Genomic DNA, 23,471 nt, shown 5'->3' with positions numbered 1-23,471 from the left:
TAGAGCCCAAAGGTCAAGCTGTCCTAGCCCGCCATCCGCGACGGCGGCTTGTCCCGGGCGATCTTTCTGAATTTCTTGACCACCATGTCGCGCTTGAGCCTGGACAGATGGTCGATGAACAGCACGCCGTTGAGGTGGTCGATCTCGTGCTGCAGGCAGGTCGCAAGCAGACCGTCGGCCTCGACCTGACGCTTTTTGCCGTCGATGTCGACATAGTCGACGGTCACCGCGGCCGGTCGCTCGACCTCGGCATAATAGTCGGGGATCGACAGACAGCCTTCCTCGTAGACCGAGCGCTCGTCGACCGAGGCGACGATCTCGGGATTGACGAAGATCTGCGGCGCGCGCGGCTCGTCCTCCTTGGACAGATCGATGACAAGCATACGCAGCGGCTCGCCGACCTGGATCGCGGCCAGGCCGATGCCCGGGGCCTCGTACATGGTTTCCAGCATGTCGTCGGCGAGCGACCGCACGGTCTCATCCACCCGCTCGAGGGGTTTGGACACCTGGCGCAGGACGGGGTCTGGCAGAAAAACGAGTGGCTTGATCGACATGGCCTTCAGGTAATCGGTGGCCATGGGAGCGTCAACTCCATCTTGGACAATGTTCCTGTTTTGATCTTATGTGGTGCGCTCGAATCGGCTAGGGTGGTCCGATGGATCCGATCGAACCGCTCTTTTCCCAGCCCCTGTTCACGCTCGGGGACACGACGATAACCGTGGCGCACGCGCTCCTGGCGGGCGCGGGGCTGATCCTTGTGCTGGTCGTCCTGCTTGTCGCGACGCTGATGCGCGCGGCGCGCACCCGGGCGACGGCGGCGGCGGAAGCGGCCGCCCATGCCCGCGAGGCGGAGGCGCGCATGGCCGAGATCACACGCGCGCAATCGGAGATGCAGGGCCGCATGGCGACCATTGCCGACGTGTTCGGGTCGCGGCAGGGCGAACTCAACAAGGCGATCTCCGAACGGCTCGACGCCATGACCGGCCGGCTCGGCCAGTCGATGAGCCAGCAGGCCCGCGCCACGCATGAGAGCCTGGCCAAGCTGCAGGAGCGGCTGGCCGTGATCGACACCGCCCAGGGCAATATCCAATCGCTGGCCGGGCAGGTCGTGCAATTGCAGCAGATTCTCGCCAACAAGCAGACGCGCGGCGCCTTCGGCCAGTCGCGCATGGAGGCGATCGTCGCCGACGGGCTGCCGTCGGGCGCCTACGAATTCCAGGCGACGCTGTCGAACGGCAACCGGCCGGACTGCCTGGTAAGAATGCCGAACGGTGCGCCGTCGCTGGTGATCGACGCCAAGTTCCCGCTGGAATCGTGGAATGCGATCCGGGCGGCCGGCGAAAACGAAAGCCCGGAGGCCGAAAAGCAGGCAACGCAAGCCTTTCGCCGCGACATCGACGTGCATATCAAGGCGATTTCCGAACGTTACCTGATCCAGGGCGAGACCCAGGAGACGGCGTTCATGTTTGTGCCGTCGGAATCGATCTTCGCCGAGATCCACGAGAATTTCGAAGCGCTGGTGCAGCGCGCCCATCGCGCCCGTATCGTGATCGTGTCGCCGTCGCTGCTGATGTTGTCGATCCAGGTCATCCAGGCGGTGCTGAAGGATGCGCGCATGCGCGAGCAGGCACATCTAATCCAGGGCGAGGTGGCGCGGCTGATGCTGGATGTCGGACGGCTCGACGAGCGCGTGCGCAAGCTCCAGACGCATTTTTCGCAGGCCAATCGCGACATCGACATGATCCTGACCTCGACGGAGAAGGTGACCAAGCGCGGCGAGAAGATCGAAGCCCTGGAACTGGGCGCGGCCGACGGCGGGGCGGCAGAGGCCGACAGCGGCAGCCAGCCCAAAGTGGCCGAATCCAAGACCGGCTCGCTGCGGCTACGCGTTGTGGACGGCGACGACTGAGCGCTTTTGCTGCATCGCGCGCTTCAATCGCGGCCGGATTGGACGTAGACATTCGCCATGTCGAAGCGAATCGCCGGTCCCGAGATCGAACGCCTGATCCAGCTGCTTGCCAAGGTGCCCGGCCTCGGCCCGCGCTCGGCGCGGCGCGCCGCCCTTCACCTGATCAAGAAAAAGGAGCAGCTTCTGGGACCGCTGGCGGCGGCCATGGCCGAGGCGCTCGACACGGTACGGATCTGCTCGACCTGCGGCAATGTCGACACCTGCGACCCGTGCACGGTGTGCACCGACGCGCGCCGCGATCCCGCAACGCTGATCGTGGTGGAGGATGTCGCCGACCTGTGGGCGCTAGAACGCGCCGGGGCGATCAATGCGCGCTACCATGTGCTGGGCGGCACGCTGTCGCCGCTTGACGGCGTCGGCCCCGAGGAGCTCAACATCAAGGCGCTGGTCGACCGCGTGGCGGCCGGCGGATTTGGCGAGCTGATCCTGGCCGTCAACGCGACGGTGGAAGGCCAGACGACGGCGCACTACATCACTGACCAGCTCGACGGGCTCGGGGTTAAGGTGACGCGACTTGCCCATGGAGTGCCGGTCGGCGGCGAACTCGACTATCTCGACGAGGGAACGCTTGCGGCGGCGCTGAAGTCGCGGACCACGTTTTGACGCATTGTTCGCCGAGGAAATGGATATGACACGCTTGCGCCGCCTTGCCGTCCTCGCCGCCGCGCTGCTTTTGGCGACAGCGCCGGCAACCGCGTCCTCGCTCGAAAAACAGTTCCGCGCCTGGCTCGACGCCGATCTGTGGCCGGCAGCGAAGGCCAACGGGGTGTCGCGCGCAACCTTCGAGGCCGCCTTTACCGACATCTCGCCCAATCTCGACCTGCCCGACCTCGTGCTGCCCGGCAAGAAGGCGGCGGCTGTCCAGCATCAGGCCGAGTTCCGCTCGCCGGCCGCCTATTTCAACGAAAACACCGTGCGCGGCGTCACCGCCGGCGGGCGGGCACGGCTCAAGCGGCATCGCGGCACGCTCGCGGCGATCGAAAAGCGCCACGGCGTGCCGGCCGGGATCGTCCTGGCGATCTGGGGCCGCGAATCCGGCTTCGGCCGAGCGAAGATCCCGCACGACGCGTTCCAGGTGCTGGCCACCAAGGCCTTCCTGTCGACGCGCAAGGAGATGTTCCGCACCGAGGTGCTGGCCGCGCTCGTTCTGGCCGACCGCAACAAAATCAGCCCGCGCAGCATGAAATCGTCCTGGGCCGGCGCGCTCGGCCAGCCGCAATTCCTGCCGAGTTCCTATCTGAAATTCGCCGCCGACGGCGACGGCGACGGGCGCGCCGATATCTGGAATTCCGAACCCGATACGCTGGCCTCGATCGCGCGCTATCTCGATGCGCATGGCTGGGTGCGCGGGCGCGACTGGGGGTTCGAGGTGACGGTGCCGCAGGGCGTGTCCTGCGCGCTCGAAGGACCGGACCGCGGCCGGCGGATCGCCGACTGGGCGGCGATGGGCGTCAAGCGCGTCGGCGGCAAGCCGTTTCCAGCGCACGAACTTGCCGGCGAGGGCTATCTGATGATGCCGGCCGGCCGCTTCGGGCCGGCCTTCATCGTCACGCCCAATTTCTACGTGTTGAAACAGTACAACGAGAGCGACGTCTACGCGCTGTTCGTCGGCCATACCGCCGACCGGATCGCCTATGGCGAGCGCCGCTTTGCCGGCGGCTGGACGGCGATCGACCGGCTGAACCGCGCCGACATCGCTGCCATGCAGCGCGGGCTGGAACGGCTCGGCCACGATGTCGGCGGCGCCGACGGTCTGGCCGGTTTCAAGACGCGCCGCTCGATCGGGGCCTGGCAGACGAAAAACGGCCGCGCGCCGACCTGCTTTCCCGATGCGGGGCTGGTACGGGCGCTGCGCTGAGCTCAGGCGTCTTTCAGGATGCCGGTTGCCCTGATCCGCGCCGCGAAGCCGGCCTGATCGGGGACTTCGACGCCGAAATCGGTGCGGAACGTTTCGACGAAATCGTCGGTCGATTCCAGCCGGCGCTGCCGGTTGGTTCCGTCCAGTCCGCGAAAGGTCAGACGATCGTTCGACAGCGTGAAACGCCCTTCGGGGGTCGGCCGGGCGGCCATGATGGTCCAGGTGAAATGCGATTGGGGATGGGTCGCCATGTAATAGCTGGAGACCCGGTAGTCGATCGGCTGCTGCGGCTGCAGGTCGAAATGGTAGACGGGACGCCAGTCGCCGTCGACCGCGGCCTGCAGCCGAAAGTGATCGCCGCCATCGACGATACGGTAGTCCTCGTGCGGGGTCGACTGGACCACACCCGCGGCAAGGCGCAACGGCGCGGTCAGGGTCATACGGCCGAAACCGACATCGGCGAGCCAGGTCTCGCCGTCGAGCGCAATGCGCAGCAGCATATGCGCGCGCGGAATGACCGTTTCGTCCGGCTGGCCCCACATCACCCGGGCGGCGAGCCCCGTGACCTCAAAGCCGAGCGCCGCAAGCACCCGCCAGAACAGGAGGTTGTGCTCGAAACAGTAACCGCCGCGCCGGGAGCGGACGAGCTTGTCCTGTACAGAAGCCAGGTCAAGGTTCACCGGCCGGCCGAGCAGCGGATCGAGATTTTCGAAGGCAATCGCCTGCGGATGTAGACGATGAAGCCGCCGCAGCACCGCCAGCGTCGCCGCGCGCTCGCCATGATAGGAGATGCGGCGGAAATAGGCGTCGAGATCGAGCCCGGCCGCGCCCGGATCATTCGCCGGTACCGTCCGATCCGTGAGGTCGTGCCGCGCCTCCATCAGGCGGCCCGCGCCAGGGCGCGATGGCAATCGGCCAGGATCTCGAAGGACCGCAGCCGGGCGGCGTGATCGAATATCTGGCCGGTGACGATCAGTTCGTCGGCGCCGGTGCGGCGCGCGAAATCGGCAATGCCGGTCTTGACCGTCTCCGGCGATCCCACCACCGCGCAGGAAAGCGCCTGGGCGACCATCGCCCTGGCGGACGGGTCGAGCGTGTCCTGGTAATTTTCCACCGGCGGCGGCAGCTTGCCAGCCCGGCCGGAGCGCAGATTGACGAAAGCCTGCTGCTGCGAGGAAAACAAAAGCCGCGCCGCCGCGTCGGTTTCGGCGGCGAACACGCTCATGCCCAGCATGACATAGGGTTTTGCGAGCTGTTCGGACGGCTTGAAGCGTTCGCGATAGATCCGCACGGCGTTTTCCATCTCGGCCGGTGCGAAGTGCGAGGCGAAAGCGTAAGGCAGGCCGAGCGCGGCAGCGAGCTGTGCGCCGAACAGGCTGGAGCCCAATATCCAGATCGGCACGTCCAGACCGGCGCCCGGCACCGCCTGCACGCGCTGGCCCGGCTGCGGCGGGCGGAACCAGTCGATCAGTTCGACCACGTCCTGCGGGAAGGCGTTGGGATCGGCGTTGAGCCCGCGACGCAGCGCATGGGCGGTCGCCATGTCGGTGCCCGGCGCGCGGCCGAGGCCGAGATCGATGCGGCCCGGGTAAAGGGCCGCCAACGTGCCGAAGGCTTCCGCGACCATCAACGGCGCGTGGTTGGGCAGCATGATGCCGCCGGCGCCGACGCGGATGGTCGAGGTCGCGGCCGCGACCTGGCCGATCACCACCGCCGTGGCGGCGCTGGCGATGCCGGGCATGTTGTGGTGTTCGGCCAGCCAGTAGCGACGGTAGCCCCAGCCCTCGGCATGGCGCGCCAGGTCGAGCGTGTTGGCCAGCGATCGGGCGACATCGCTGCCTTCGGCGACCGGCGCCAGGTCAAGGACGGAGATTGGAATCATGGCACGGATATGGGAGCCTGCGCGGAAGGATACCAGGGCGGACCGGGCAAGGACAACGACGTCACCCCGCGCCCGGCCGGGCGCCCGATCTAGAACGGCAGCTTGAAGCCGGGGGGAATCGGCAGGCCGGCGGTCAGTTCCTTGGTCTTTTCCTGCATCAGCGCCTCGGCCTTGGCCTTGGCGTCGTTGTGCGCGGCCAGAATCAGGTCTTCCAGGATCTCGACGTCGTCCTCTTTGAACAGGGACGGGTCAATCTTGAGCCGCTTCATCTCGCCCTTGCCCGAAAGCGTGACGTTGACGAGGCCGCCACCGGACTGGCCCGACGCCTCGAGCTCGGCGATCTCCTGCTGCATGGCCTCGAACTTGGCCTGCATTTCCTTGGCCTTGCCCATCAGGCCCATCAGATCCTTCATTGCACTGTCCTCGTGTTCAGCTGTCGTCTTCGTCGGCGTCCGGCGCCGGCTCGACCATGGGGTCGTCGTCGGCGACCGCGTCGGGGATACGCACGTCGATGATGCGGGCGCCGGGAAAGCGGGCCAGAATCGCTGCGACTTCCGGATCGGCGCGCGCGTCGAGAATCGCACTCTCGCGCAGGTTGGCTTCCTTCTCGGCCATCGTGTCGTCGCCGCGTTCGCGCGACAGGGACACGATCCAGCGCCGCCCAGTCCATTCCAGAAGGCGGGAGGTGATGTCGCCCAGAAGCGTCTTCGGCGCGTCGTCGGTCAGGCTGACCGCAAGCCGGCCCGGCTCGATCTTCACCAGCCGTACGCAACGTTTGACCAGTACCTTGAAGGCAAGGTCGCGATTGCGGTCTGCGAGCGCGGCGATGTCGGCAAGCGAGGCAATGCCCGGCTCCGGCTGCGTGACCGTGGCCGACTGGGTCTCGCTGCGTGGCGGCTGCATTCTCGGTTCCGGCGTCGTCACCGCCAGCCGCATGGTCGCGCCGCCACCATTGCCCGACGCGACCGCGGCAGGCTCGGAGAACGCGCGCGCGCCGGCGCCTGGTCCCGGCTGGGGGGCGGTGCGGGTCGACCCGCCGGCCGGTGCGGGCCCACTGCCCTCGTCAACGCGCTTGAGCACCTCGTCGAGCGTCGGCAGGTCGGCGGCGTGGGCCATGCGGATCAGGACCATTTCGCCGGCGCTGGCCGGTCGGCTGGAGGCCTGCACCTCGGGAATGCCTTTCAAGAGCATCTGCCAGGTCCGGGACAGCACCCGGACCGACAGGGATGAAGCCAGCGTCGGCCCCCGCAGGCGTTCGTCCTCGGTCAAGGCGGCGTCGTTAGCCGCCTCGGGAACAAAACGCAGCCGGGTGACGAGATGGGTGAACTCGGCAAGGTCGGTGAGCACGGCGGCCGGATCGGCACCGGCGTCGTACTGGGCCCGGAACTCGGCAAGTGCGGCGGCGATGTCACCTTGCATGAGTTTCTCGAACAGGTCGATCACGCGGGCACGATCGGCGAGCCCCAGCATGTCGCGTACCGTCACTGCCGTCACCGCGCCGGCGCTGTGGGCGATCGCCTGGTCGAAGATCGACAGGGCGTCGCGCACGGAGCCCTCGGCGGCGCGGGCGATCATTGCCAGCGCCTCCTCCTCGACGGTGATCTCCTCCCTGGCCGCGATCTTAAGCAGATGCTCCACCATAAGGCCGGCGTCGATGCGGCGCAGGTCGAAACGCTGGCAGCGCGACAGAACCGTGATCGGCACCTTGCGGATCTCGGTGGTGGCGAAGATGAACTTCACATGCGGCGGCGGTTCCTCGAGCGTCTTCAGCAGGCCGTTGAAGGCCTGCGTCGACAGCATGTGAACCTCGTCGATGATGTAGACCTTGTAGCGAGCCGACACCGGAGCGTAGCGGACCTGCTCGATGATTTCGCGGATGTCGTCGATGCCGGTGTGCGAGGCCGCATCCATCTCGATGACGTCGACATGGCGGCCTTCCATGATCGCCTGACAGTGCTCGCCCGGCCGGACGAGATCGATCGAGGGCCGATCGGCTTCCGCGGTCTTGTAATTGAGGGCGCGGGCCAGAATGCGCGCCGTCGTGGTCTTGCCGACCCCGCGTACGCCCGTCAGCATCCAGGCCTGCGCGATGCGCCCGCTCGCGAACGCGTTGGTCAGCGTGCGCACCATCGGCTCCTGGCCGATCAGGTCCTGGAAATCGTTCGGCCGGTACTTACGGGCGAGCACGCGATAGGCACGCTCCCTGCTGTCGCCTGCGCCGGCATCGCTCATGGATCGATGTCGCTCCGTTTGCCTGTCCGGATCATGGACGCCCGGTCCGCTCAAATCTCGCGCGACGGCCGGGCGGCGTCAATGCCGCGCCGCGCCCGAAATCGAAATGTCGATTGGCCCTGGAGCGCAACGGTGAGGTGGGAGGCTGGCACGATGACCCGTGCCGTGGCTCGTTAGGGCTGCTTCCTTCCGGACCTGACCCGGTTGGCGAGTGGCTCGTCCACCACCAACCTCCCACGCTCCATATCGTCAATTGCGCCGCCAAATGCAAGAGGCCGCGACGTGGCAACCGCGCCCGCCAGCGAGCGATGCCTTGTGGCGGCGGCAACCGCGCACCAGGTCCATTCATCCATTGGAGGCAAGCCCGATAAACCAGGCATCACCATCGAGACCCTTGCCAGCGATCCCTACCGCACGGCGGATTTGTCCCGGTCGGACTGAAGAAACCCACCCCATCAAAGCGCTTCCATTTGACGATGAACGGTTCTAGCCTTTCGACGAAGCATATCGGGGAAACGCCCATGATGCGGGGGCAACAGCACGGGTTCATACTGGACCGGCAACTCAATGCGGAGAGTGAGCCGCTGATCTGGCTCGGCCTTTGCGAATTGCGCGTCATGAACGATCGCCGCTGGCCGTGGCTCATCCTGGTGCCGCATCGCACCGATATCGAGGAACTTTTCGAGCTGACGCCGCTCGACCTGACCATGCTGACCTTCGAGGTCAACATGGTCGGCCAGGCGCTCAAGGACCGGACCGGGTGCACCAAGGTGAATGTCGCCGCGCTCGGCAATGTGGTGCGCCAGCTCCACGTCCACATCGTTGCACGCTCGGAGGGCGACCCGAACTGGCCCGGCCCGGTCTGGGGGCACGGTTTGCGCGAACCCTATCGTCGTGAGGACCTGCATCAGTTCGCTGAGAATATCCGCCAGGGGCTGTGACGCAGCAACTCTCTGAAAACGAAAGCTGATCCATGGCATTTCACTTGTTCGACGCGCCCGAACGCGAGGCGAGCCAGTTTGTCGGCTTCGCCGGCAACACGATCGACCGGCAGTCGGAAAACCGGAAAGACGACGATGTCGAGACCGCGCTGGCCGACCCGTCTTGCCGTGTGATCCTGATGGCCGGCGGACGTATGCACCTGAAAAAAGCCGGAGACGGGTTTTCGGCCTGGTTCGGCCCGGGCGAAGCGCGGGCGCTCGACGCCGGGCTGGAGGACGCGATCCTGCTGGGATGGGACGCAGACGGACCGGTGGTGGCCGCGCCGGCCGGCCGCGAGGCAGACGATCTTCCCGGCACGATCAAGGCGATCGACCACCGCTCCATCTATATGCAAGGTCTGCTCGACACGGCCGCGCTCGGCGCGCTGGCGCAGGGCGCGGCGGTCCTTGCCTGGCACCACACTCATCGTTTCTGCGGCCGCTGCGGCGCTCGTTCCGAGATGCGGGCCGGCGGCTGCAAGCGGACCTGCCCGTCCTGCGGGGCGGAACATTTTCCGCGCACCGACCCGGTCGTCATCATGCTCGCGGTCACGCGCGACACCTGCCTGCTGGGACGCAGCCCGCATTTCATGCCGGGCATGTATTCCTGCCTGGCCGGCTTCGTGGAACCCGGAGAGACGATCGAAAACGCGGTACGCCGCGAAACCTTCGAAGAGGCCGGCATCCGGCTCGGCCGTGTCGTCTACCATGCCAGCCAGCCATGGCCCTTCCCGCACTCCTTGATGATCGGCTGTTATGGCGAGGCCCTCACCGAGGCGATCGACGCCGACGCGACGGAGTTGGAGGACTGCCGCTGGTTCACCCGCGCCGAAACCCGGCAAATCGTCGCCGGGACGCATGCCGACGGTATCCTGGTGCCGCCGAAAATGGCGATCGCCCACACATTGATCAGGGCCTGGGCGGACGCTGACGGGTAGACCAAGGACTGGGACTCAATCGCGCCGCGTGTAAGCACCACCAAGGTCGATCGCCCGTCCCGCATACTGGTTTCCGAAAGCCGGCTTCCGACTTTCGGGAGCTTGCGTCAGTCGTCCTCGCTCTGCGCGGCGCGGAAGGAGTGGGCTTCGTAAACGCCGAGAATGCGTACTTCGCGCGAGAAGAATTGCAGCTCCTCGAGCGCGAGCGCGACGTTGCGGTCGTCGGGGTGCCCCTCGACATCGGCGTAAAACAGCGTCGAGAAAAACTTTCCGCCAAGCTGATAGCTCTCCAGCTTGGTCATGTTGACGCCGTTGGTGGCGAAGCCCCCCATCGCCTTGTAAAGTGAGGCGGGAAGGTTGCGCACGCGGAAGATGAAGGTCGTCATCATCGTCGTGCCGGGCTTTCTGCGTTCGGCCCACCGCTTGGTTTTCGACAGCACCACGAAACGTGTCACATTGCTGTCGGTGTCCTCGACGTTCTCGGCAACGATTTTCAGCCCGTAAAGCTCGGCGGCAAGCCTGGGCGCCAACGCGGCCCGGGTGGGATCGCCTTCTTCGGCGACGAGCCGCGCCGCACCGGCCGTGTCGCCGGCGACCACCGACTTCCACCGGTGGCGGCGGATCACCTTGCGGCACTGGCCGAGCGCATGGATGTGGCTGTAGACGGCCTTGATATCGTCGATGTCGGCCGAGGGCAGCGTCATCAATTGGAAATGGATCGGCAAAAAATACTCGCCAACGATATGCAGCCGCGATTCCGGCAGCAAATAGTGGATGTCGGCCACACGGCCGGCAATCGTGTTTTCGATCGGGATCATCGCCAGATCGGCCTTGCCGGTCTCGACGGCGTTGAAGGCGTCCTCGAACGTCGCGCAGGGCAGCGCCTCCATATCGGGAAACATGTTGCGGCAGGCGGTGTCTGAATTCGCGCCCGGCTCGCCCTGGAAGGCGATCTTGTTGGTCGTGGACGACATGCGGTCAGTTTCCTCGGGTGGTGAGCGTCGCGCGGGCGCGTTCGAGATCGGCGGGGGTGTCGACCCCGAGCGGAACGGCATCGACGATGCGGGCATCGATGCGCATGCCGGCCTCAAGCGCACGCAACTGCTCCAGTTTCTCGCGCCGCTCCAGCGGCGAGGGCGCGAGTGCGACAAAACGCTCCAGCGCGGCGCGGCGGTAAGCGTAGATGCCGACATGATGGTAGAGCGGCCCCGTGCCCCAGGGGGCGGTGGCGCGGGTGAAATAGAGTGCCCGCAACGTCGCCGGCGCCACCGGCGATCCGACGATCTTGACGACGTTGGGATTGGTCTTTTCGTCCTCCGCGGCGATTTCCACGCCGAGCGTGGCGATATCGACATCGGCCCGGCGTAGCGGCTCAAGCACGGCGGCGACATGGGCGGGGTCGATCGTCGGCAGGTCGCCCTGAAGGTTGATGACGGTCTCGACCGCGCCCGCCGGATCAAGCGTACGCAAGGCTTCGAAAATGCGGTCCGATCCCGATTCGTGATGGCCGCCGGTCAGCACCGCCTCATGGCCGTGAGCGCGAACGCTGCTGCAAATCTCCTCGCTGTCGGCGGCCACGACGACGCGGCCGAGCCCGCTTTCGGCGGCCCGGGCGGCGACATGGGCGATCATCGGCCTGCCGGCGATGTCGGCAAGCGGCTTGCCCGGCAGGCGGGTGGAGCCCATGCGGGCGGGGATGAGAATGGCAATCGTCATTTGGGGCGGAGAAAGTGGCAAAAGGTCTCACATGGAACAGCCCTTATATGTGTTGCAAGGCCGTAGCAAAAGACCTAGACCCGTTCCGCGCAACTTGGCCGGTTTCAACCGGTGCGGATCGTGTGCGGTGGCAGGCGGTCGCGGATTTCAGGAGCCTCGGTTCACATGGATTCATTCGAACTCAACAAATTGCTCGGCGGGCTGCTCGGCGCGGTTTTTGTGGTGTTCACCATAGGTATCGTGTCGGACTCGATCTTCGCCAGCCCCGCGCCCGAGAGCGCCGGCTACGCGATTGAGGCGGCGGAAGAGGAAGGCGGCGGTGGCGGCCCGGCCACTCCGGAAGTCGAGCCGATCGCCGTGCGTCTGGCCTCGGCCGATGTCGGCGCGGGCGAAACCGTGTTCAAGAAATGCGCGGCCTGCCACACGGTCGACAATGGTGGCGCCAACAAGGTGGGACCCAATCTGTGGGACATCGTCGACCGGCCGCTCGCCTCGCATGAAGGCTTTTCCTATTCCGGCGCGATGAAGGAATTCGCCCAGGGCGGGTCGGTCGTGTGGGACTACCAGCATCTGGACGACTTCCTGGCCTCGCCGAAAGGTCTGGTGAAGGGCACCGCGATGGGCTTTGCCGGCATCAAGAAGCCGGACCAGCGCGCCGACCTGATCGCCTATCTGCACACGCTGTCGGACAATCCGGCGCCGTTGCCGGAAGTGCCGGCCGAGCAAGAGGCGGCCCAGGCGGACGATACGGCCGCCGAAGCCGGCGCGGCTCCTGCCGACGACGCTACCGAAACCAGCGAGGAAGCCGAAAAGCCGGCAGCACAGACCGACGCGAAACCGGCTGCCGAGGAAGAGGCTACCCCCGCTGCCGAGGCCGCGGACACCGGCGAGGAGACCGAAAAGCCGGCCGCCGAATGACCAAATTGTAATCTCAATTCCACGAAAAAGCCGGGTTCGCCCCGGCTTTTTTTGTTAGCCTGTGCCAGAAAACAGTGGATGCGGGTTCACCGTGCCCCGCGGCGGACTAATCTTGCCGGCAAGATCAAAGGGAGTGAGATGAGGCGTTTTCCGATATTCGCAAATATGTTTCTCGGAGCCATGCTGCTGGCGCTGCCCCTTGAAATCGCCCGCGCGGCCGACGGGGAATGGCACACGACCACCTCGCTGATCGGGACTTCCAAATATCTCGACGATTTCCCCCACTACGACTACGTCAATCCAGACGCGCCGAAGGGCGGCACGCTGAATTCGGTTTCGGCCGGCACGTTCGACAGTTTCAACCCGTTCATCGTGCGCGGCACGTCGGCAGCCGGACTGAATTTCTTCGGCGGGCTGTTGTGGGACACGCTGATGCAGCAATCGACCGACGAGCCGGGCACCAGCCACCCGCTGATCGCCGAAGCCTACAGATATCCTGCCGACTATTCCTCGGCCACCTACCGGCTCGACCCGGCCGCCAGATGGCACGACGGCACGCCAATCACCGCCGACGACGTGGTATGGACCTTCGGCGTGCTGAAGGAAAACAGCCCCAATTTCAACCGTTACTTTTCCAGCGTCACCGAGGCCAAAGCACTGTCGGAACGCGAGATCGAATTCACCTTCGACCAGACCGGCAATCGTGAATTGCCGCATATTCTTGGCGACATGCCGATTCTGCCCAAACATTGGTGGGAAGGCACCGACGCGAAGGGCAACAAGCGCGACGTCACCCAGCCGACGCTGGAGCCGCCGCTCGGCTCGAGCGCCTACCGGATCGAGAGCTTCCGCCCCGGCGCGGAAATCGTGTGGCGGCGTGTCGAGGACTACTGGGCGGCGGACCTGCCGGTGAATGTCGGACGCAACAATTTCGACCGGCGCAAATATATCTATATCCAGGACGAAAACGCCGAATGGCAGGCCTTCACCAAAGGCGGGCTCGAGGACATCAGGCCGGAAAACAGCTCGCGGCGCTGGACGGTGGAATACGACTTTCCCGCCTTCAAGGCCGGCGACGTGATCAAGCGCGAGTTTCCGACCGCGAGCAGCGAACCGATGCAGGGTTTCGTGCTCAATCTGCGACGGCCGCAATTCCAAGACCGCAAGGTGCGCCAGGCGCTGACCATCGCGCTCGATTTCGAGAGCATGAACCGCAATCTGTTCTACGGCCAGAACACACGCACCGACAGCTATTTCGAAGGCGGCGAACTGGCCTCGTCCGGCCTGCCCGAAGGACGCGAGCTGGCCATTCTCGAGGAGTTCCGCGACCGGTTGCCGCCGGAAGTCTTCACCGAGGAATTCACGCTGCCGGTCTATGACGCCCCCCAGGCCGAACGCACCCACCTGCGCAGCGCCGTCAAGCTTTTCGCCGAAGCCGGATGGGTGATTAGGAACGGCAAGCTGGTGAATGAAAAAACCGGAGAACAGTTCACAATCGAGTTTCTAGGCCGCAGCCCGACCGACGAGGTAATCACCGGCTCCTATATCGCCACGCTGCGCAAGCTCGGCATCGACGCCACGCTGCGCATCGTCGACACCTCGCAATATATCAACCGGCTGCGCGGCTTCGAATTCGATTCGCTGACCGGACAATTCGCCCAGTCGCTGTCGCCCGGCAACGAGCAGCGCGAGTTCTGGGGCTCGACGGCGGCCGACCAGCCCGGCTCGCGCAACCTCCCCGGCATCAAGGATCCGGTGGTGGACGCGCTGGTGGAAAAGGTGATCTACGCCAAGGATCGCGCGGAGCTGGTGGCGGCGACCCACGCGCTCGACAGGGTGTTGTTGTGGAATTTCTACGTCGTGCCGCAATGGCATCGCTCGGAGATCTGGCTCGCCTACTGGAACAAGTTCGGCATTCCCGACAAGCAGCCGTCCTATATCGGCGCGGACATCGATTCATGGTGGATCGACCCGGAGAAGGAGGCGGCCCTTGCCGGAAAAACAAGCGGCCAGAACTGAGCCGCGCCGCGTCATGACGAACACCCTGCCGCGCCGCGACTTCCTTTCCCTGGCCGGCGCCGCGCTTGCCGTTTCGCACCTGCCCGGTTTGGCGTTGGCCGCCCCGCCGGCGGGCCGAAGCCTGCACGGCCTGTCGGCCTTCGGCGATCTCAAATACGCGCCCGGTTTCACTCATTTCGACTATGCGAGCCCGGACGCGCCGGTGGGCGGCACGTTCAATTTTTCGCCGCCGAACTGGGGCTTCAACCAGAACGTTTTGACCTTCAACACGCTGAACAGTTTCGTGCCGCGCGGCGACGCGCCGCCACGCATGGAACTGTGCTTCGACGCGCTAATGACGCGCGCGCTCGACGAGCCAGACGCGCTCTACGGGCTGGTGGCGGAAACCGCCACGATTTCCGACGATCGCAACAGCTTCACCTTCGCGCTGCGGCCGCAGGCACGCTTTCACGACGGCACGAAGCTGACCGCGCACGACGTCGCCTTCAGCTACAATCTGTTCAAGCAAAAGGGCCATCCGAGCCTGCTGTTGCCGCTGACGCATATGCGCGAGGCGGTCGCAGTCGACGACCACACCTTCCGCATCAGCTTTTCCGGCGCGCAGTCGGCGCGCACCATCCTGGCTGTTTCGGTGTTTCCGATCGTCTCGAAGGCTTTTTACGAGGCCAACCCGTTCGACAGTTCCGAACTCAGGCCGCCGCTCGGCTCGGGCGCCTACAAGGTCGGCCGGTTCGAACCCGGACGCTGGATCGAATATGACCGGGTCGAGGATTACTGGGCGCGCGATCTGCCGGTTGCCAGGGGACTCGGCCATTTCGGCCGCATCCGCATCGAGTTCTACCAGGAACGCCAGGCCGGTTTCGAGGCCTTCAAGAAGGGCGAGGTGACATACCGACAGGAATTCACCTCGCGGGTGTGGGCGACCGGCTACGATTTTCCCGCTCTCAACGAGGGCAAGGTCGCCAAGCGCGAATTTCCGTCCGAACTGCGCCCGTCGATGCAGGCTTGGGCGCTCAACCAGCGGCGCGAGCGTTTTCGCGACCGCCGAGTGCGCGAGGCGGTCGGGCTGTGTTTCGATTTCGAGTGGACGCGCCGCAACCTGTTTTACGGCGCCTATGAACGCTCGCACTCAACCTTCGAGCGTTCGGACTACAAGGCCACCGGCCTGCCCTCGCCCGCGGAACTGGAAATTCTGGAACGATTTCGCGGGCAGATTCCCGAAGAGGCGTTCGGCGAGGCGGTCATGCCGCCGGTCTCCGACGGGTCGGGGCGCGACCGTGCGCTGCTTTCCCGCGCCGCGCGGCTTCTGGCGGAAGCCGGCTGGGAGCGCGACGGCACGCTGGTGCGCAACGACAAGGGCGAGACGCTCGCCTTGGAGATTTTGGTGCGCGACCAGGTCTTCGTACGGGTCGATTCGCCCTTCGTTGAAAACATGAAGGCGGTCGGCATCGACGCCTCGATCCGTCTGGTCGACGCGACCCAATACCAAGCGCGTCAGCTCGATTTCGACTTCGACATGCTCGGCATCGCCGCATCCTTCACCGCCACGCCGACCGGCGACGAGCTGACGCATTATTTCCATTCCCGTTCGGCGAAGCTGCCCGGCTCGCGCAACCTGCCGGGAACGGCGGACCCCGCCGTTGACGCGCTGATCGCCCTTGTCGAAGAGGCCGACGACCGCGAAAGCTTCACCGTGGCCATGCGCGCGCTCGACCGGGTCTTGCGCGCACGGCATGACTGGATTCCAAATTGGCATGCGGCGAATCACCGGGCCGCCTATTGGGACATGTTCGGTTTCAAGGAGCCGAAACCCGATTATGGCTTCCCGGTCGAGACATTGTGGTGGGTCGATCCTGACAAGGCAGAGGCAATTGGGAAATCCTAGGCGCTCCGACATGAACGCGGGCTGCGGGGCGACAGGCTGATGGGGGCCTATATCCTCAGGCGCCTGCTCTTGATGATCCCGACCCTGTTCGGGATCATGGCGATCTCGTTCACCGTCATCCAATTCGCGCCGGGCGGACCGGTCGAGCAGGTGATCGCGCGCATCACCGGCCAGGGCGGCGACGCGGCCGACCGCATTTCGGGCGGCGGCGGCGATTCGGGCATGCAGGAATTCGATGCCGGCGATTCCAAATATCGCGGCGCGCAGGGGCTCGACCCCGAATTCATCAAGCAGCTCGAAGTGCAATTCGGCTTCGACAAACCGCCGCTGGAGCGCTTCTTCAAGATGCTCTGGGACTATGCCCGGTTCGATTTCGGAGAAAGCTTCTTCCGCGATATTTCCGTGCTGGACCTGATCCTGGAAAAAATGCCGGTTTCGGTATCGCTCGGCCTGTGGATCACGCTGATTTCCTACCTGATCTCGATCCCGCTCGGCATCCGCAAGGCGGTCAAGGACGGCTCCAGCTTCGACATCTGGACCAGCGGCATCGTCATCGTCGGCTACGCCATTCCCGGCTTCCTGTTCGCCATCCTCTTGATGGTGCTTTTCGCCGGCGGCTCGTTCTACGACTGGTTCCCGCTGCGCGGCCTGATCTCCGACAATTGGCACGAACTGTCGTGGCCGGAACGCATCCTCGATTATTTCTGGCACCTTACCCTGCCGCTGACGGCCATGGTGCTGTCGGCCTTCGCGACCAACACGCTTTTGACCAAGAATTCCTTCCTCGACGAAATCCGCAAGCAATATGTCGTTACCGCGCGCGCGAAAGGGCTGACCGAACGCCAGGTGCTTTACGGCCACGTCTTCCGCAACGCGATGCTGATCATCATCGCCGGCTTCCCGGCCGCCTTCATCTCGGCCTTCTTCACCGGGTCGCTGCTGATCGAGAACATCTTTTCGCTCGACGGGCTCGGCCTTCTGGGCTTCCGCTCGGTGCTCGACCGCGACTATCCGGTGGTGTTCGCCAATCTGTTCATCTTTTCCCTGATCGGCCTCGTCGTCGGGCTGATCTCCGACTTGGTCTATACCTGGATCGATCCGCGTATCGATTTCGAGCGGAGGGACGTGTGATGCAGCGTGCGGTCACCGCTCCCGACGCCCCGCCGGCCAAGGCCGCCCCACGCCGCGGCTGGCTGTCGCCGCTCAACCAGCGCCGTTGGCAGAACTTCAAGGCGAACCGCCGCGGCTACTGGTCGTTGTGGATTTTCCTGGTGCTGTTCGTGCTGTCGCTGTTCGCCGAGTTCATCGCCAACGACAAGCCGGTGCTGGCTTCCTACAAGGGCGAGATCCTGTTTCCGGTGCTTGTCGACTATCCCGAGGAAAAGTTCGGCGGCTTCCTGGCCGTTACCGACTATCGCGATCCGGTGATCTTCGAGGAGATCGAGGCCAATGGCTGGCTGATCTGGCCGCCGGTCCGCTATTCCTACCGCACCGTCAACAACGAGATACCCGAAGCCGCGCCGGCCAAGCCGTCCTGGCTCTACGACCGCGAAACGCGCTGCGCGCGCTATCCGCAGGGCGCCGACGATCCAAGCTGCACGCTCGGCAACTGGAACTGGCTCGGCACCGACGACCAGACCCGCGACGTGCTGGCGCGGGCGATCTACGGCTTCCGCATCTCTGTGCTGTTCGGCCTGGCGCTGACGCTGTGCTCGGCGCTGATCGGCGTGTCGGCCGGTGCCGTGCAAGGCTATTTCGGCGGCTGGACCGACCTGTTGTTCCAGCGTTTCATCGAAATCTGGTCGTCGGTCCCAGTGCTCTACCTGATCCTGATCATCGCCGCCGTGCTGCCGCCGGGCTTCTTCATCCTGCTGGCGATCATGCTGCTGTTTTCCTGGGTCGGCTTCGTCGGCGTGGTGAGGGCGGAATTCCTGCGGGCGCGCAACTTCGAATATGTCAACGCCGCCCGCGCGCTCGGCGTGCCCAACCGCACGATCATGTTCCGCCATCTCTTGCCCAACGCGATGGTGGCGACGCTGACCTTCCTGCCGTTCATCCTCAACGGCTCGATCACCACGCTGACCTCGCTCGACTTTCTCGGCTTCGGCCTGCCGCCGGGTTCGGCCTCATTGGGGGAACTCCTCAAACAGGGCCAGCAGAACCTCAACGCGCCCTGGCTCGGCATTACCGGATTCGTGGTGATCTCGCTGATGCTGTCGCTCCTGATCTTCATCGGCGAGGCGACCCGTGACGCCTTCGACCCCCGGAAGACGTTCAAATGAGTAGGGTGGAATGGTATAATTCCGTCGGTTTTCTACCATGGAGGTCGATATGGGCCTGAACATCAAGAATCCGCGCGTCGAGCAGCTTGCGCGTCAGCTTGCAAGCGCAACCGGGGAAACGATGACGTCGGCGATCCAGGCCGCGCTTGAAGAAAAACTGGAACGGTTGCGCCGCGAGCGCGATGTCGCGCAGAAAATCAAAAAAATCGACGAGATCCTGACCCGCTCAGGTCCGACGCCGCCCGGCGCGAGCAGCGATCATTCTCATCTATACGACAAAAGGGGATTGCCGAGATGATTGTGGACGCTTCCGCAATTTTGGCGATCCTGCTGGATGAACCGGAGCAACCGGCACTGAAATATTGTCTTGCCGATGCACCTGAAAAGCACACCATGTCGCCGATAAACTATCTGGAAGCCGCCATGCGGGTCGACAGTCTCGACACCGACAGGAAGGCGCGTGAACTCGATAATCTCATCGCCGCCCTTGATGTGGAAATCGTACCGACGACGACCCAGCAAGCCCATCTCGCCCGTGAGGCCTACCAGAAATTCGGCAAGGGAAACCATCCCGCCAGACTCAATCTCGGCGACTGCTTCGCCTATGCACTGGCCAAGGCGCGCGGCGAGCCGCTGTTGTTCAAGGGTGACGATTTCCGCAAGACCGATATCGAGGCGGCACTTTGACCGAAACCGCGCCCCTTATTTCCGTTCGCGATCTTTCCGTCGCCTTCTCGCAGGACGAGAAACAAAGCCTCGCCGTCGACCGTGTGTCGTTCGACATCGGCCGCGGCGAGACGGTGGCGCTGGTGGGCGAGTCCGGCTCGGGCAAGTCGGTGACGGCGTTGTCGGTGCTGAAGCTCCTGCCCTATCCGGCTGCCAGCCATCCCTCCGGCGAAATCCTGTTCGACGGTCAGGACCTGCTCGGCGCGAAGGAACAGGCGCTGCGCAAGATCCGCGGGCGCGACATCACCATGATCTTCCAGGAGCCGATGACCTCGCTCAACCCGCTGCACAGTATTGAGCAGCAGGTCGGTGAGGTGTTGAAACTGCATCAGGGCATGAGCGACACCGCCGCGCGCGCACGTACGCTGGCGCTGCTGGAGGAGGTCGGCATCCGCGAGCCGGAAAAGCGGCTCGGCGCCTATCCGCACCAACTGTCCGGCGGTCAGCGCCAGCGCGTGATGATCGCCATGGCGCTCGCCAACGAGCCGCAATTGCTGATCGCCGACGAGCCGACCACCGCGCTCGACGTTACCGTCCAGGCCCAGATCCTGGAGCTTCTGGACGAGTTGAAACGCAAGAACGGCATGTCGATGCTGTTCATCACCCACGATCTCGGCATCGTGCGGCGCATCGCCGACCGCGTCTGCGTGATGACGAAAGGCAAGATCGTGGAAAGCGGGCCGACGCATGAGATCTTCGACAATCCGCAGCACGACTATACCAGGCACCTTCTAGCCGCCGAGCCGAAGGGTGACCCGCCGCCGGCCGACGCGGCCGCCCGGCAGGTGATGACCGGGGACGATATCCGGGTGTGGTTTCCGATCAAGAAGGGCTTCATGCGCCGCACGGTCGACTACGTGAAGGCGGTCGACGGCGTCGACATCACGCTGCGCGCCGGCCAGACCGTCGGCGTGGTCGGCGAATCGGGCTCGGGCAAGACCACGCTGGGGCTGGCGCTGTGCCGGATGATCGCCTCGCAAGGCGGCATACGCTTCGGCGAACGCGCCATCGACGCCCTGTCGTTCAAGGAGATGCGCACCCTGCGCCGCGAACTGCAGATCGTGTTCCAGGATCCGTTCGGCTCGCTCAGCCCACGCATGTCGGTGGCCGAGATCATCGAGGAAGGGCTTGCCATCCACGAAAAGGCGCTGTCGGCGGACGAACGCGACCGGCGCGTGGTGGCGGTTCTGGACGAGGTCGGGCTCGATCCGCAGACCCGCTTCCGCTATCCGCACGAATTTTCGGGCGGCCAGCGCCAGCGCATCGCGATCGCACGCGCCATGGTGCTGAAGCCGAAATTCGTCATGCTCGACGAACCGACCTCGGCGCTCGACATGAGCGTGCAGGCGCAGGTGGTCGACCTGCTGCGCGACCTGCAGAAACGCCATGACCTGGCCTATTTGTTCATCAGCCACGATCTAAAGGTGGTGCGCGCGCTCGCCAACGAGGTGATCGTGATGCGTAACGGCAAGATCGTGGAGGCCGGGCCGGCCGAGCGTATCTTCCGGGAGCCGCAATCGGACTATACGCGGGCGCTGCTCGCCGCCGCCTTCGACATCACCGCCGCGCCGGAAGGCGTGGTCAGCCAGTAGTTTTTCAGGCGCAAATCCGCAATCAACATGCAAGCTCCCGCAAAAGGCCGCGTTCTCCTGTCCGTCGCCGGGTTCGACCCACAGCATTGGCGCGACATGCTGTCGGCCGGCCGCGAGGTGGTGCTGGAACGCGAACGTCCGGTCGACAGCTCGATCCACTATGCGGTGGTGTGGAACCGGCATCCCGGGCTTTTGTCCGGTCTGCCCAACCTCAAGGCGATCTTTTCGGGCGGCGCCGGGGTCGACCATTTGTTCGCCGATCCCGAGCTGCCGGACGTGCCGATCGTGCGCGTGGTGGCCGACAACCTGACCCAGCACATGAGCGAATATGTGGTGTGGCGGGTGCTCGACCATCACCGCCAGGGCTTTCTCTATCGCGCGCAGCAACGGCGCAAGGCCTGGATCGAGCCGCCGCAGCCGCCGGCGGACAGGGTTTCGGTCGGCATAATGGGGCTCGGCGAGCTCGGTCGCGCGGCAGCCAGGGCGCTGCTGGCGCTCGGCTTCCGGGTCAATGGCTGGAGCCGGAGCGGCACGCCCGCCGATGGCGTAACCGCCTATGGCGGCGGCGAAGGTCTCGACGCCTTCCTGGCCGCGACCGATATCCTGGTCGTGCTTCTGCCGCTGACGCCAGCCACCAAAGGCATAATCGATCACGCGCTGTTGTCGAAGCTGCGACGCGACAACCCGCTCGGCGGCGCGGTGCTGATCAATGCCGGGCGCGGGCTCCTGCACAACGGCGCCGATATTTTGCGCGCCCTTGACGACGGCGTGCTGAAGGAAGCGAGCCTCGACGTTTTCGAAACCGAACCGCTGCCGGAAACGAGCCGGTTGTGGACGCATGAGCGTGTGTTCGTCACCCCGCATGCCGCCGCGGCCTCCGATCCCGTGCATCTGGCCAAATCGATGCTGGAACAGATGGATGCCCGCGACCGCGGCGAGCCCCTGCGCAATCTCGTCGATCGCAAGGCCGGCTACTGAACCCGGCCGGCTTGCGTCACCCGTTCGTCCCAAGACCGAATTGAACCTTCTCCAACGCCGTGGCGACCAAGTAACGGAAGCGGCCGAACGCCGTCCGTCACCGGGAACCGGAGAAGAGACCATGGCCAGCATAAATAAATATGTCAGGCTTGCGCTGGTCGCCGCCGGGCTCACGGCGTTTTTCGTCCAGCTTGACGCCGCCACGCAGACGCCCTCGCCATTCGTCGACATCGAACAGGCATCGCGCCCGCGGCGCTGACGGCATTTAGAGCGTGCGACCGCGCTCAGGGCCGGCGTGTGACGGTCGGCGGACCGAACAGGGGCGCGATGCGGGCGATGGCCGCTGCAAGCGGCTCGCGCGCCACCGTCATTGTGTTGCCGTTGGCGTGAATAACCTCGCCCGGCGCGGTAACGATCGCGACATGGCCTTTCCAGAACACCAGGTCGCCCCGGCGCACGGCCTGGAAATCCGGCCCTGGATCGAGCGGCGCGCCGATCTTTTCCTGCATGTCGGAATCGCGCAGCACCAGCGTGCCGGCCATCTTCATGGCAAGCTGGACCAGGCCGGAGCAGTCGAGGCCGAAACCGGACGTGCCGCCCCACAGATAGGGCGTGTGCTCGAACTGTTCGGCGACGGCGACATAGTCCGGCGCGCCCCATCCAACGGGCCGCAGATGATCGGCAAACACGGCCTCGCCGTCAGCGGTGATCGCGAAGCGGCTGCCGCGGGTTTCGGCCTCACCGGTCACGGAAAGCCGCGTTCCCATCGACAGCGCGGCCGTGCGCGGCGTCTTCATGTCCGGTTTGCCGTAGATGAAGGTGCGCGGCACGACGACGACATGGGTCGCGGCAGCGCCGGGCTCGGCCAGAGAGGCGGTTTCGACATAACCGACATAGCCGTCCTCGCGCGCCTGGACCCAGGCGAGCCCGTCGCGTTCGTCGAACAGGTCGACGTCGGCGCCGCGTAGCAACTGGGAATTGACGCCCGCAGCGCGGTCGGGCCCGACCAGCAGGTCAACAACAGGGCTTGCGATCCGCCTGGCACGCGGCGGCACGAAGCGCGGCGCGGCGACCCGACCTTGCAGGCGGCTGTCGGCGAGATCCTGCCGATAGGCGTGCAGCCTGCGATCCAGAACCGTCACAGCGGCAACTCCCGTCCCTGTTCGATGATCACGTCACCGAGGCGCTCGACATAGAGCGCGCCCTTGACCGTACGCTTGATCAGCACGTTGCGCTTGTCGTTGTCGTCGCGGTGCCGGCTGACGAGCCCGAGCGCGCCCATGGTGTCGAGCGCGCGAGTGATGACCGGCTTGGTCACGGCGAGCCTTGCCGCCAGACCGCGCACGGTGTGGGGCGGCGGGTCGAGATAGATAGTCAAGAGAATGGCGGTCTGGCGCATGCTCAGATCGGGGCGATCGTCCAGCACCTCCGACAGCGACACGTGCTGCCACAGCCTCAATGCCTGGCTCGGACGCAAGGATACGGACATGTCTTCC

24 protein-coding genes and 1 other RNA gene are annotated in these 23,471 nt (G+C 65.1%); 15 read left to right on the top strand and 10 right to left on the bottom strand.

Annotation, left to right across the window (positions count from 1 at the left end; all coding sequences use genetic code 11):
* Positions 1 to 23: 23 nt before the first annotated feature.
* Positions 24 to 554 (bottom strand): peptide deformylase, encoded by a 531-nt coding sequence (def, locus tag GN330_RS13615; protein ID WP_156713753.1) that lies wholly within the window; start codon positions 552 to 554, stop codon positions 24 to 26.
* 101 nt (positions 555 to 655) lie between these two features.
* On the opposite strand from def, the gene GN330_RS13610 reads away from it, so the two are divergent.
* Genes GN330_RS13610 through GN330_RS13600 form a run of 3 tightly spaced genes read left to right on the top strand, consistent with a single transcriptional unit; the run spans position 656 to position 3,827 of the window.
* Positions 656 to 1,909, top strand: a complete 1,254-nt coding sequence (locus GN330_RS13610; protein WP_156713237.1) for a DNA recombination protein RmuC — start codon at positions 656 to 658, stop codon at positions 1,907 to 1,909.
* A gap of 57 nt (positions 1,910 to 1,966) precedes the next feature.
* Positions 1,967 to 2,572 carry a recombination mediator RecR gene (gene recR, locus GN330_RS13605; RefSeq protein WP_156713236.1) on the top strand — a complete coding sequence of 202 codons (606 nt, stop codon included), beginning with the start codon at positions 1,967 to 1,969 and terminating at the stop codon, positions 2,570 to 2,572.
* Between the two features lie 25 nt (positions 2,573 to 2,597).
* Positions 2,598 to 3,827, top strand: coding sequence for a lytic murein transglycosylase (locus GN330_RS13600; RefSeq protein ID WP_156713235.1), 1,230 nt, complete (start codon positions 2,598 to 2,600; stop codon positions 3,825 to 3,827).
* Positions 3,828 to 3,829: 2 nt separating this feature from the next.
* On the opposite strand, the gene GN330_RS13595 is transcribed toward GN330_RS13600, so the two are convergent.
* The 5 genes from GN330_RS13595 to ffs form a co-directional block, all read right to left on the bottom strand.
* Entirely contained in the window at positions 3,830 to 4,708 is an 879-nt protein-coding gene (locus GN330_RS13595; protein WP_156713234.1) for an arylamine N-acetyltransferase family protein, read from the bottom strand.
* The gene (locus GN330_RS13590; RefSeq protein ID WP_156713233.1) at positions 4,708 to 5,709 is read right to left on the bottom strand and encodes an LLM class flavin-dependent oxidoreductase; all 1,002 of its coding nucleotides are present in this window, start codon (positions 5,707 to 5,709) and stop codon (positions 4,708 to 4,710) included. The genes GN330_RS13595 and GN330_RS13590 overlap by 1 nt, the downstream gene beginning before the upstream one ends.
* An 89-nt stretch (positions 5,710 to 5,798) precedes the next feature.
* Positions 5,799 to 6,122 (bottom strand): YbaB/EbfC family nucleoid-associated protein, encoded by a 324-nt coding sequence (locus GN330_RS13585; protein ID WP_156713232.1) that lies wholly within the window; start codon positions 6,120 to 6,122, stop codon positions 5,799 to 5,801.
* Between the two features lie 16 nt (positions 6,123 to 6,138).
* Positions 6,139 to 7,941 carry a DNA polymerase III subunit gamma/tau gene (locus tag GN330_RS13580; protein ID WP_156713231.1) on the bottom strand — a complete coding sequence of 601 codons (1,803 nt, stop codon included), beginning with the start codon at positions 7,939 to 7,941 and terminating at the stop codon, positions 6,139 to 6,141.
* A gap of 137 nt (positions 7,942 to 8,078) precedes the next feature.
* An RNA gene (ffs, locus tag GN330_RS13575) (signal recognition particle sRNA small type) lies at positions 8,079 to 8,176 on the bottom strand.
* Positions 8,177 to 8,462: 286 nt separating this feature from the next.
* Between ffs and GN330_RS13570 the strand changes: the two genes are divergently transcribed.
* Both GN330_RS13570 and nudC read left to right on the top strand, forming a co-directional pair.
* On the top strand, positions 8,463 to 8,882 hold the full coding sequence (locus GN330_RS13570; protein WP_156713230.1) for an HIT family protein: 420 nt from the start codon (positions 8,463 to 8,465) through the stop codon (positions 8,880 to 8,882).
* A gap of 32 nt (positions 8,883 to 8,914) precedes the next feature.
* Positions 8,915 to 9,859, top strand: coding sequence for an NAD(+) diphosphatase (nudC, locus tag GN330_RS13565; protein WP_156713229.1), 945 nt, complete (start codon positions 8,915 to 8,917; stop codon positions 9,857 to 9,859).
* Positions 9,860 to 9,966: 107 nt separating this feature from the next.
* On the opposite strand, the gene GN330_RS13560 is transcribed toward nudC, so the two are convergent.
* Together GN330_RS13560 and GN330_RS13555 are read right to left on the bottom strand one after the other, a co-directional pair.
* Positions 9,967 to 10,833 carry a prephenate dehydratase gene (locus tag GN330_RS13560; RefSeq protein ID WP_156713228.1) on the bottom strand — a complete coding sequence of 289 codons (867 nt, stop codon included), beginning with the start codon at positions 10,831 to 10,833 and terminating at the stop codon, positions 9,967 to 9,969.
* A 4-nt stretch (positions 10,834 to 10,837) separates the two neighbouring features.
* Positions 10,838 to 11,575, bottom strand: a complete 738-nt coding sequence (locus GN330_RS13555; protein ID WP_156713227.1) for a 3-deoxy-manno-octulosonate cytidylyltransferase — start codon at positions 11,573 to 11,575, stop codon at positions 10,838 to 10,840.
* A 165-nt stretch (positions 11,576 to 11,740) separates the two neighbouring features.
* On the opposite strand from GN330_RS13555, the gene GN330_RS13550 reads away from it, so the two are divergent.
* The 10 genes from GN330_RS13550 (at position 11,741) to GN330_RS13505 (ending at position 22,234) form a co-directional block, all read left to right on the top strand.
* On the top strand, positions 11,741 to 12,493 hold the full coding sequence (locus GN330_RS13550) for a c-type cytochrome (protein WP_156713226.1): 753 nt from the start codon (positions 11,741 to 11,743) through the stop codon (positions 12,491 to 12,493).
* A gap of 165 nt (positions 12,494 to 12,658) precedes the next feature.
* Positions 12,659 to 14,512, top strand: a complete 1,854-nt coding sequence (locus GN330_RS13545; RefSeq protein WP_246188682.1) for an extracellular solute-binding protein — start codon at positions 12,659 to 12,661, stop codon at positions 14,510 to 14,512.
* A gap of 13 nt (positions 14,513 to 14,525) precedes the next feature.
* On the top strand, positions 14,526 to 16,397 hold the full coding sequence (locus GN330_RS13540; RefSeq protein ID WP_156713224.1) for an extracellular solute-binding protein: 1,872 nt from the start codon (positions 14,526 to 14,528) through the stop codon (positions 16,395 to 16,397).
* 39 nt (positions 16,398 to 16,436) lie between these two features.
* Entirely contained in the window at positions 16,437 to 17,528 is a 1,092-nt protein-coding gene (locus GN330_RS13535; RefSeq protein WP_156713223.1) for a microcin C ABC transporter permease YejB, read from the top strand.
* Positions 17,528 to 18,679 carry an ABC transporter permease gene (locus GN330_RS13530; RefSeq protein ID WP_156713222.1) on the top strand — a complete coding sequence of 384 codons (1,152 nt, stop codon included), beginning with the start codon at positions 17,528 to 17,530 and terminating at the stop codon, positions 18,677 to 18,679. The genes GN330_RS13535 and GN330_RS13530 overlap by 1 nt, the downstream gene beginning before the upstream one ends.
* 49 nt (positions 18,680 to 18,728) lie before the next feature.
* Complete coding sequence (locus GN330_RS13525) at positions 18,729 to 18,977, top strand: type II toxin-antitoxin system VapB family antitoxin (protein WP_156713221.1); 249 nt, start codon at positions 18,729 to 18,731, stop codon at positions 18,975 to 18,977.
* Positions 18,974 to 19,366, top strand: coding sequence for a type II toxin-antitoxin system VapC family toxin (locus GN330_RS13520; protein ID WP_156713220.1), 393 nt, complete (start codon positions 18,974 to 18,976; stop codon positions 19,364 to 19,366). The genes GN330_RS13525 and GN330_RS13520 overlap by 4 nt, the downstream gene beginning before the upstream one ends.
* Positions 19,363 to 20,997, top strand: coding sequence for an ABC transporter ATP-binding protein (locus tag GN330_RS13515; protein ID WP_156713219.1), 1,635 nt, complete (start codon positions 19,363 to 19,365; stop codon positions 20,995 to 20,997). The genes GN330_RS13520 and GN330_RS13515 overlap by 4 nt, the downstream gene beginning before the upstream one ends.
* Positions 20,998 to 21,024: 27 nt before the next feature.
* Positions 21,025 to 21,975, top strand: a complete 951-nt coding sequence (locus tag GN330_RS13510; protein WP_156713218.1) for a 2-hydroxyacid dehydrogenase — start codon at positions 21,025 to 21,027, stop codon at positions 21,973 to 21,975.
* 121 nt (positions 21,976 to 22,096) lie between these two features.
* Positions 22,097 to 22,234 carry a hypothetical protein gene (locus GN330_RS13505; RefSeq protein WP_156713217.1) on the top strand — a complete coding sequence of 46 codons (138 nt, stop codon included), beginning with the start codon at positions 22,097 to 22,099 and terminating at the stop codon, positions 22,232 to 22,234.
* Between the two features lie 25 nt (positions 22,235 to 22,259).
* Here the strand turns inward: GN330_RS13505 and GN330_RS13500 are convergent, their stop codons facing one another.
* Entirely contained in the window at positions 22,260 to 23,117 is an 858-nt protein-coding gene (locus tag GN330_RS13500) for a C40 family peptidase (RefSeq protein WP_343040660.1), read from the bottom strand.
* On the bottom strand, positions 23,114 to 23,464 hold the full coding sequence (locus GN330_RS13495) for a MarR family transcriptional regulator (protein ID WP_156713216.1): 351 nt from the start codon (positions 23,462 to 23,464) through the stop codon (positions 23,114 to 23,116). The genes GN330_RS13500 and GN330_RS13495 overlap by 4 nt, the downstream gene beginning before the upstream one ends.
* Positions 23,465 to 23,471: the final 7 nt, after the last annotated feature.

Source organism: Nitratireductor arenosus (assembly GCF_009742725.1).
Taxonomy (GTDB): Bacteria; Pseudomonadota; Alphaproteobacteria; order Rhizobiales; family Rhizobiaceae; genus Mangrovimarina; species Mangrovimarina arenosa.
This window is presented reverse-complemented; position numbering and strand designations above follow the sequence as displayed.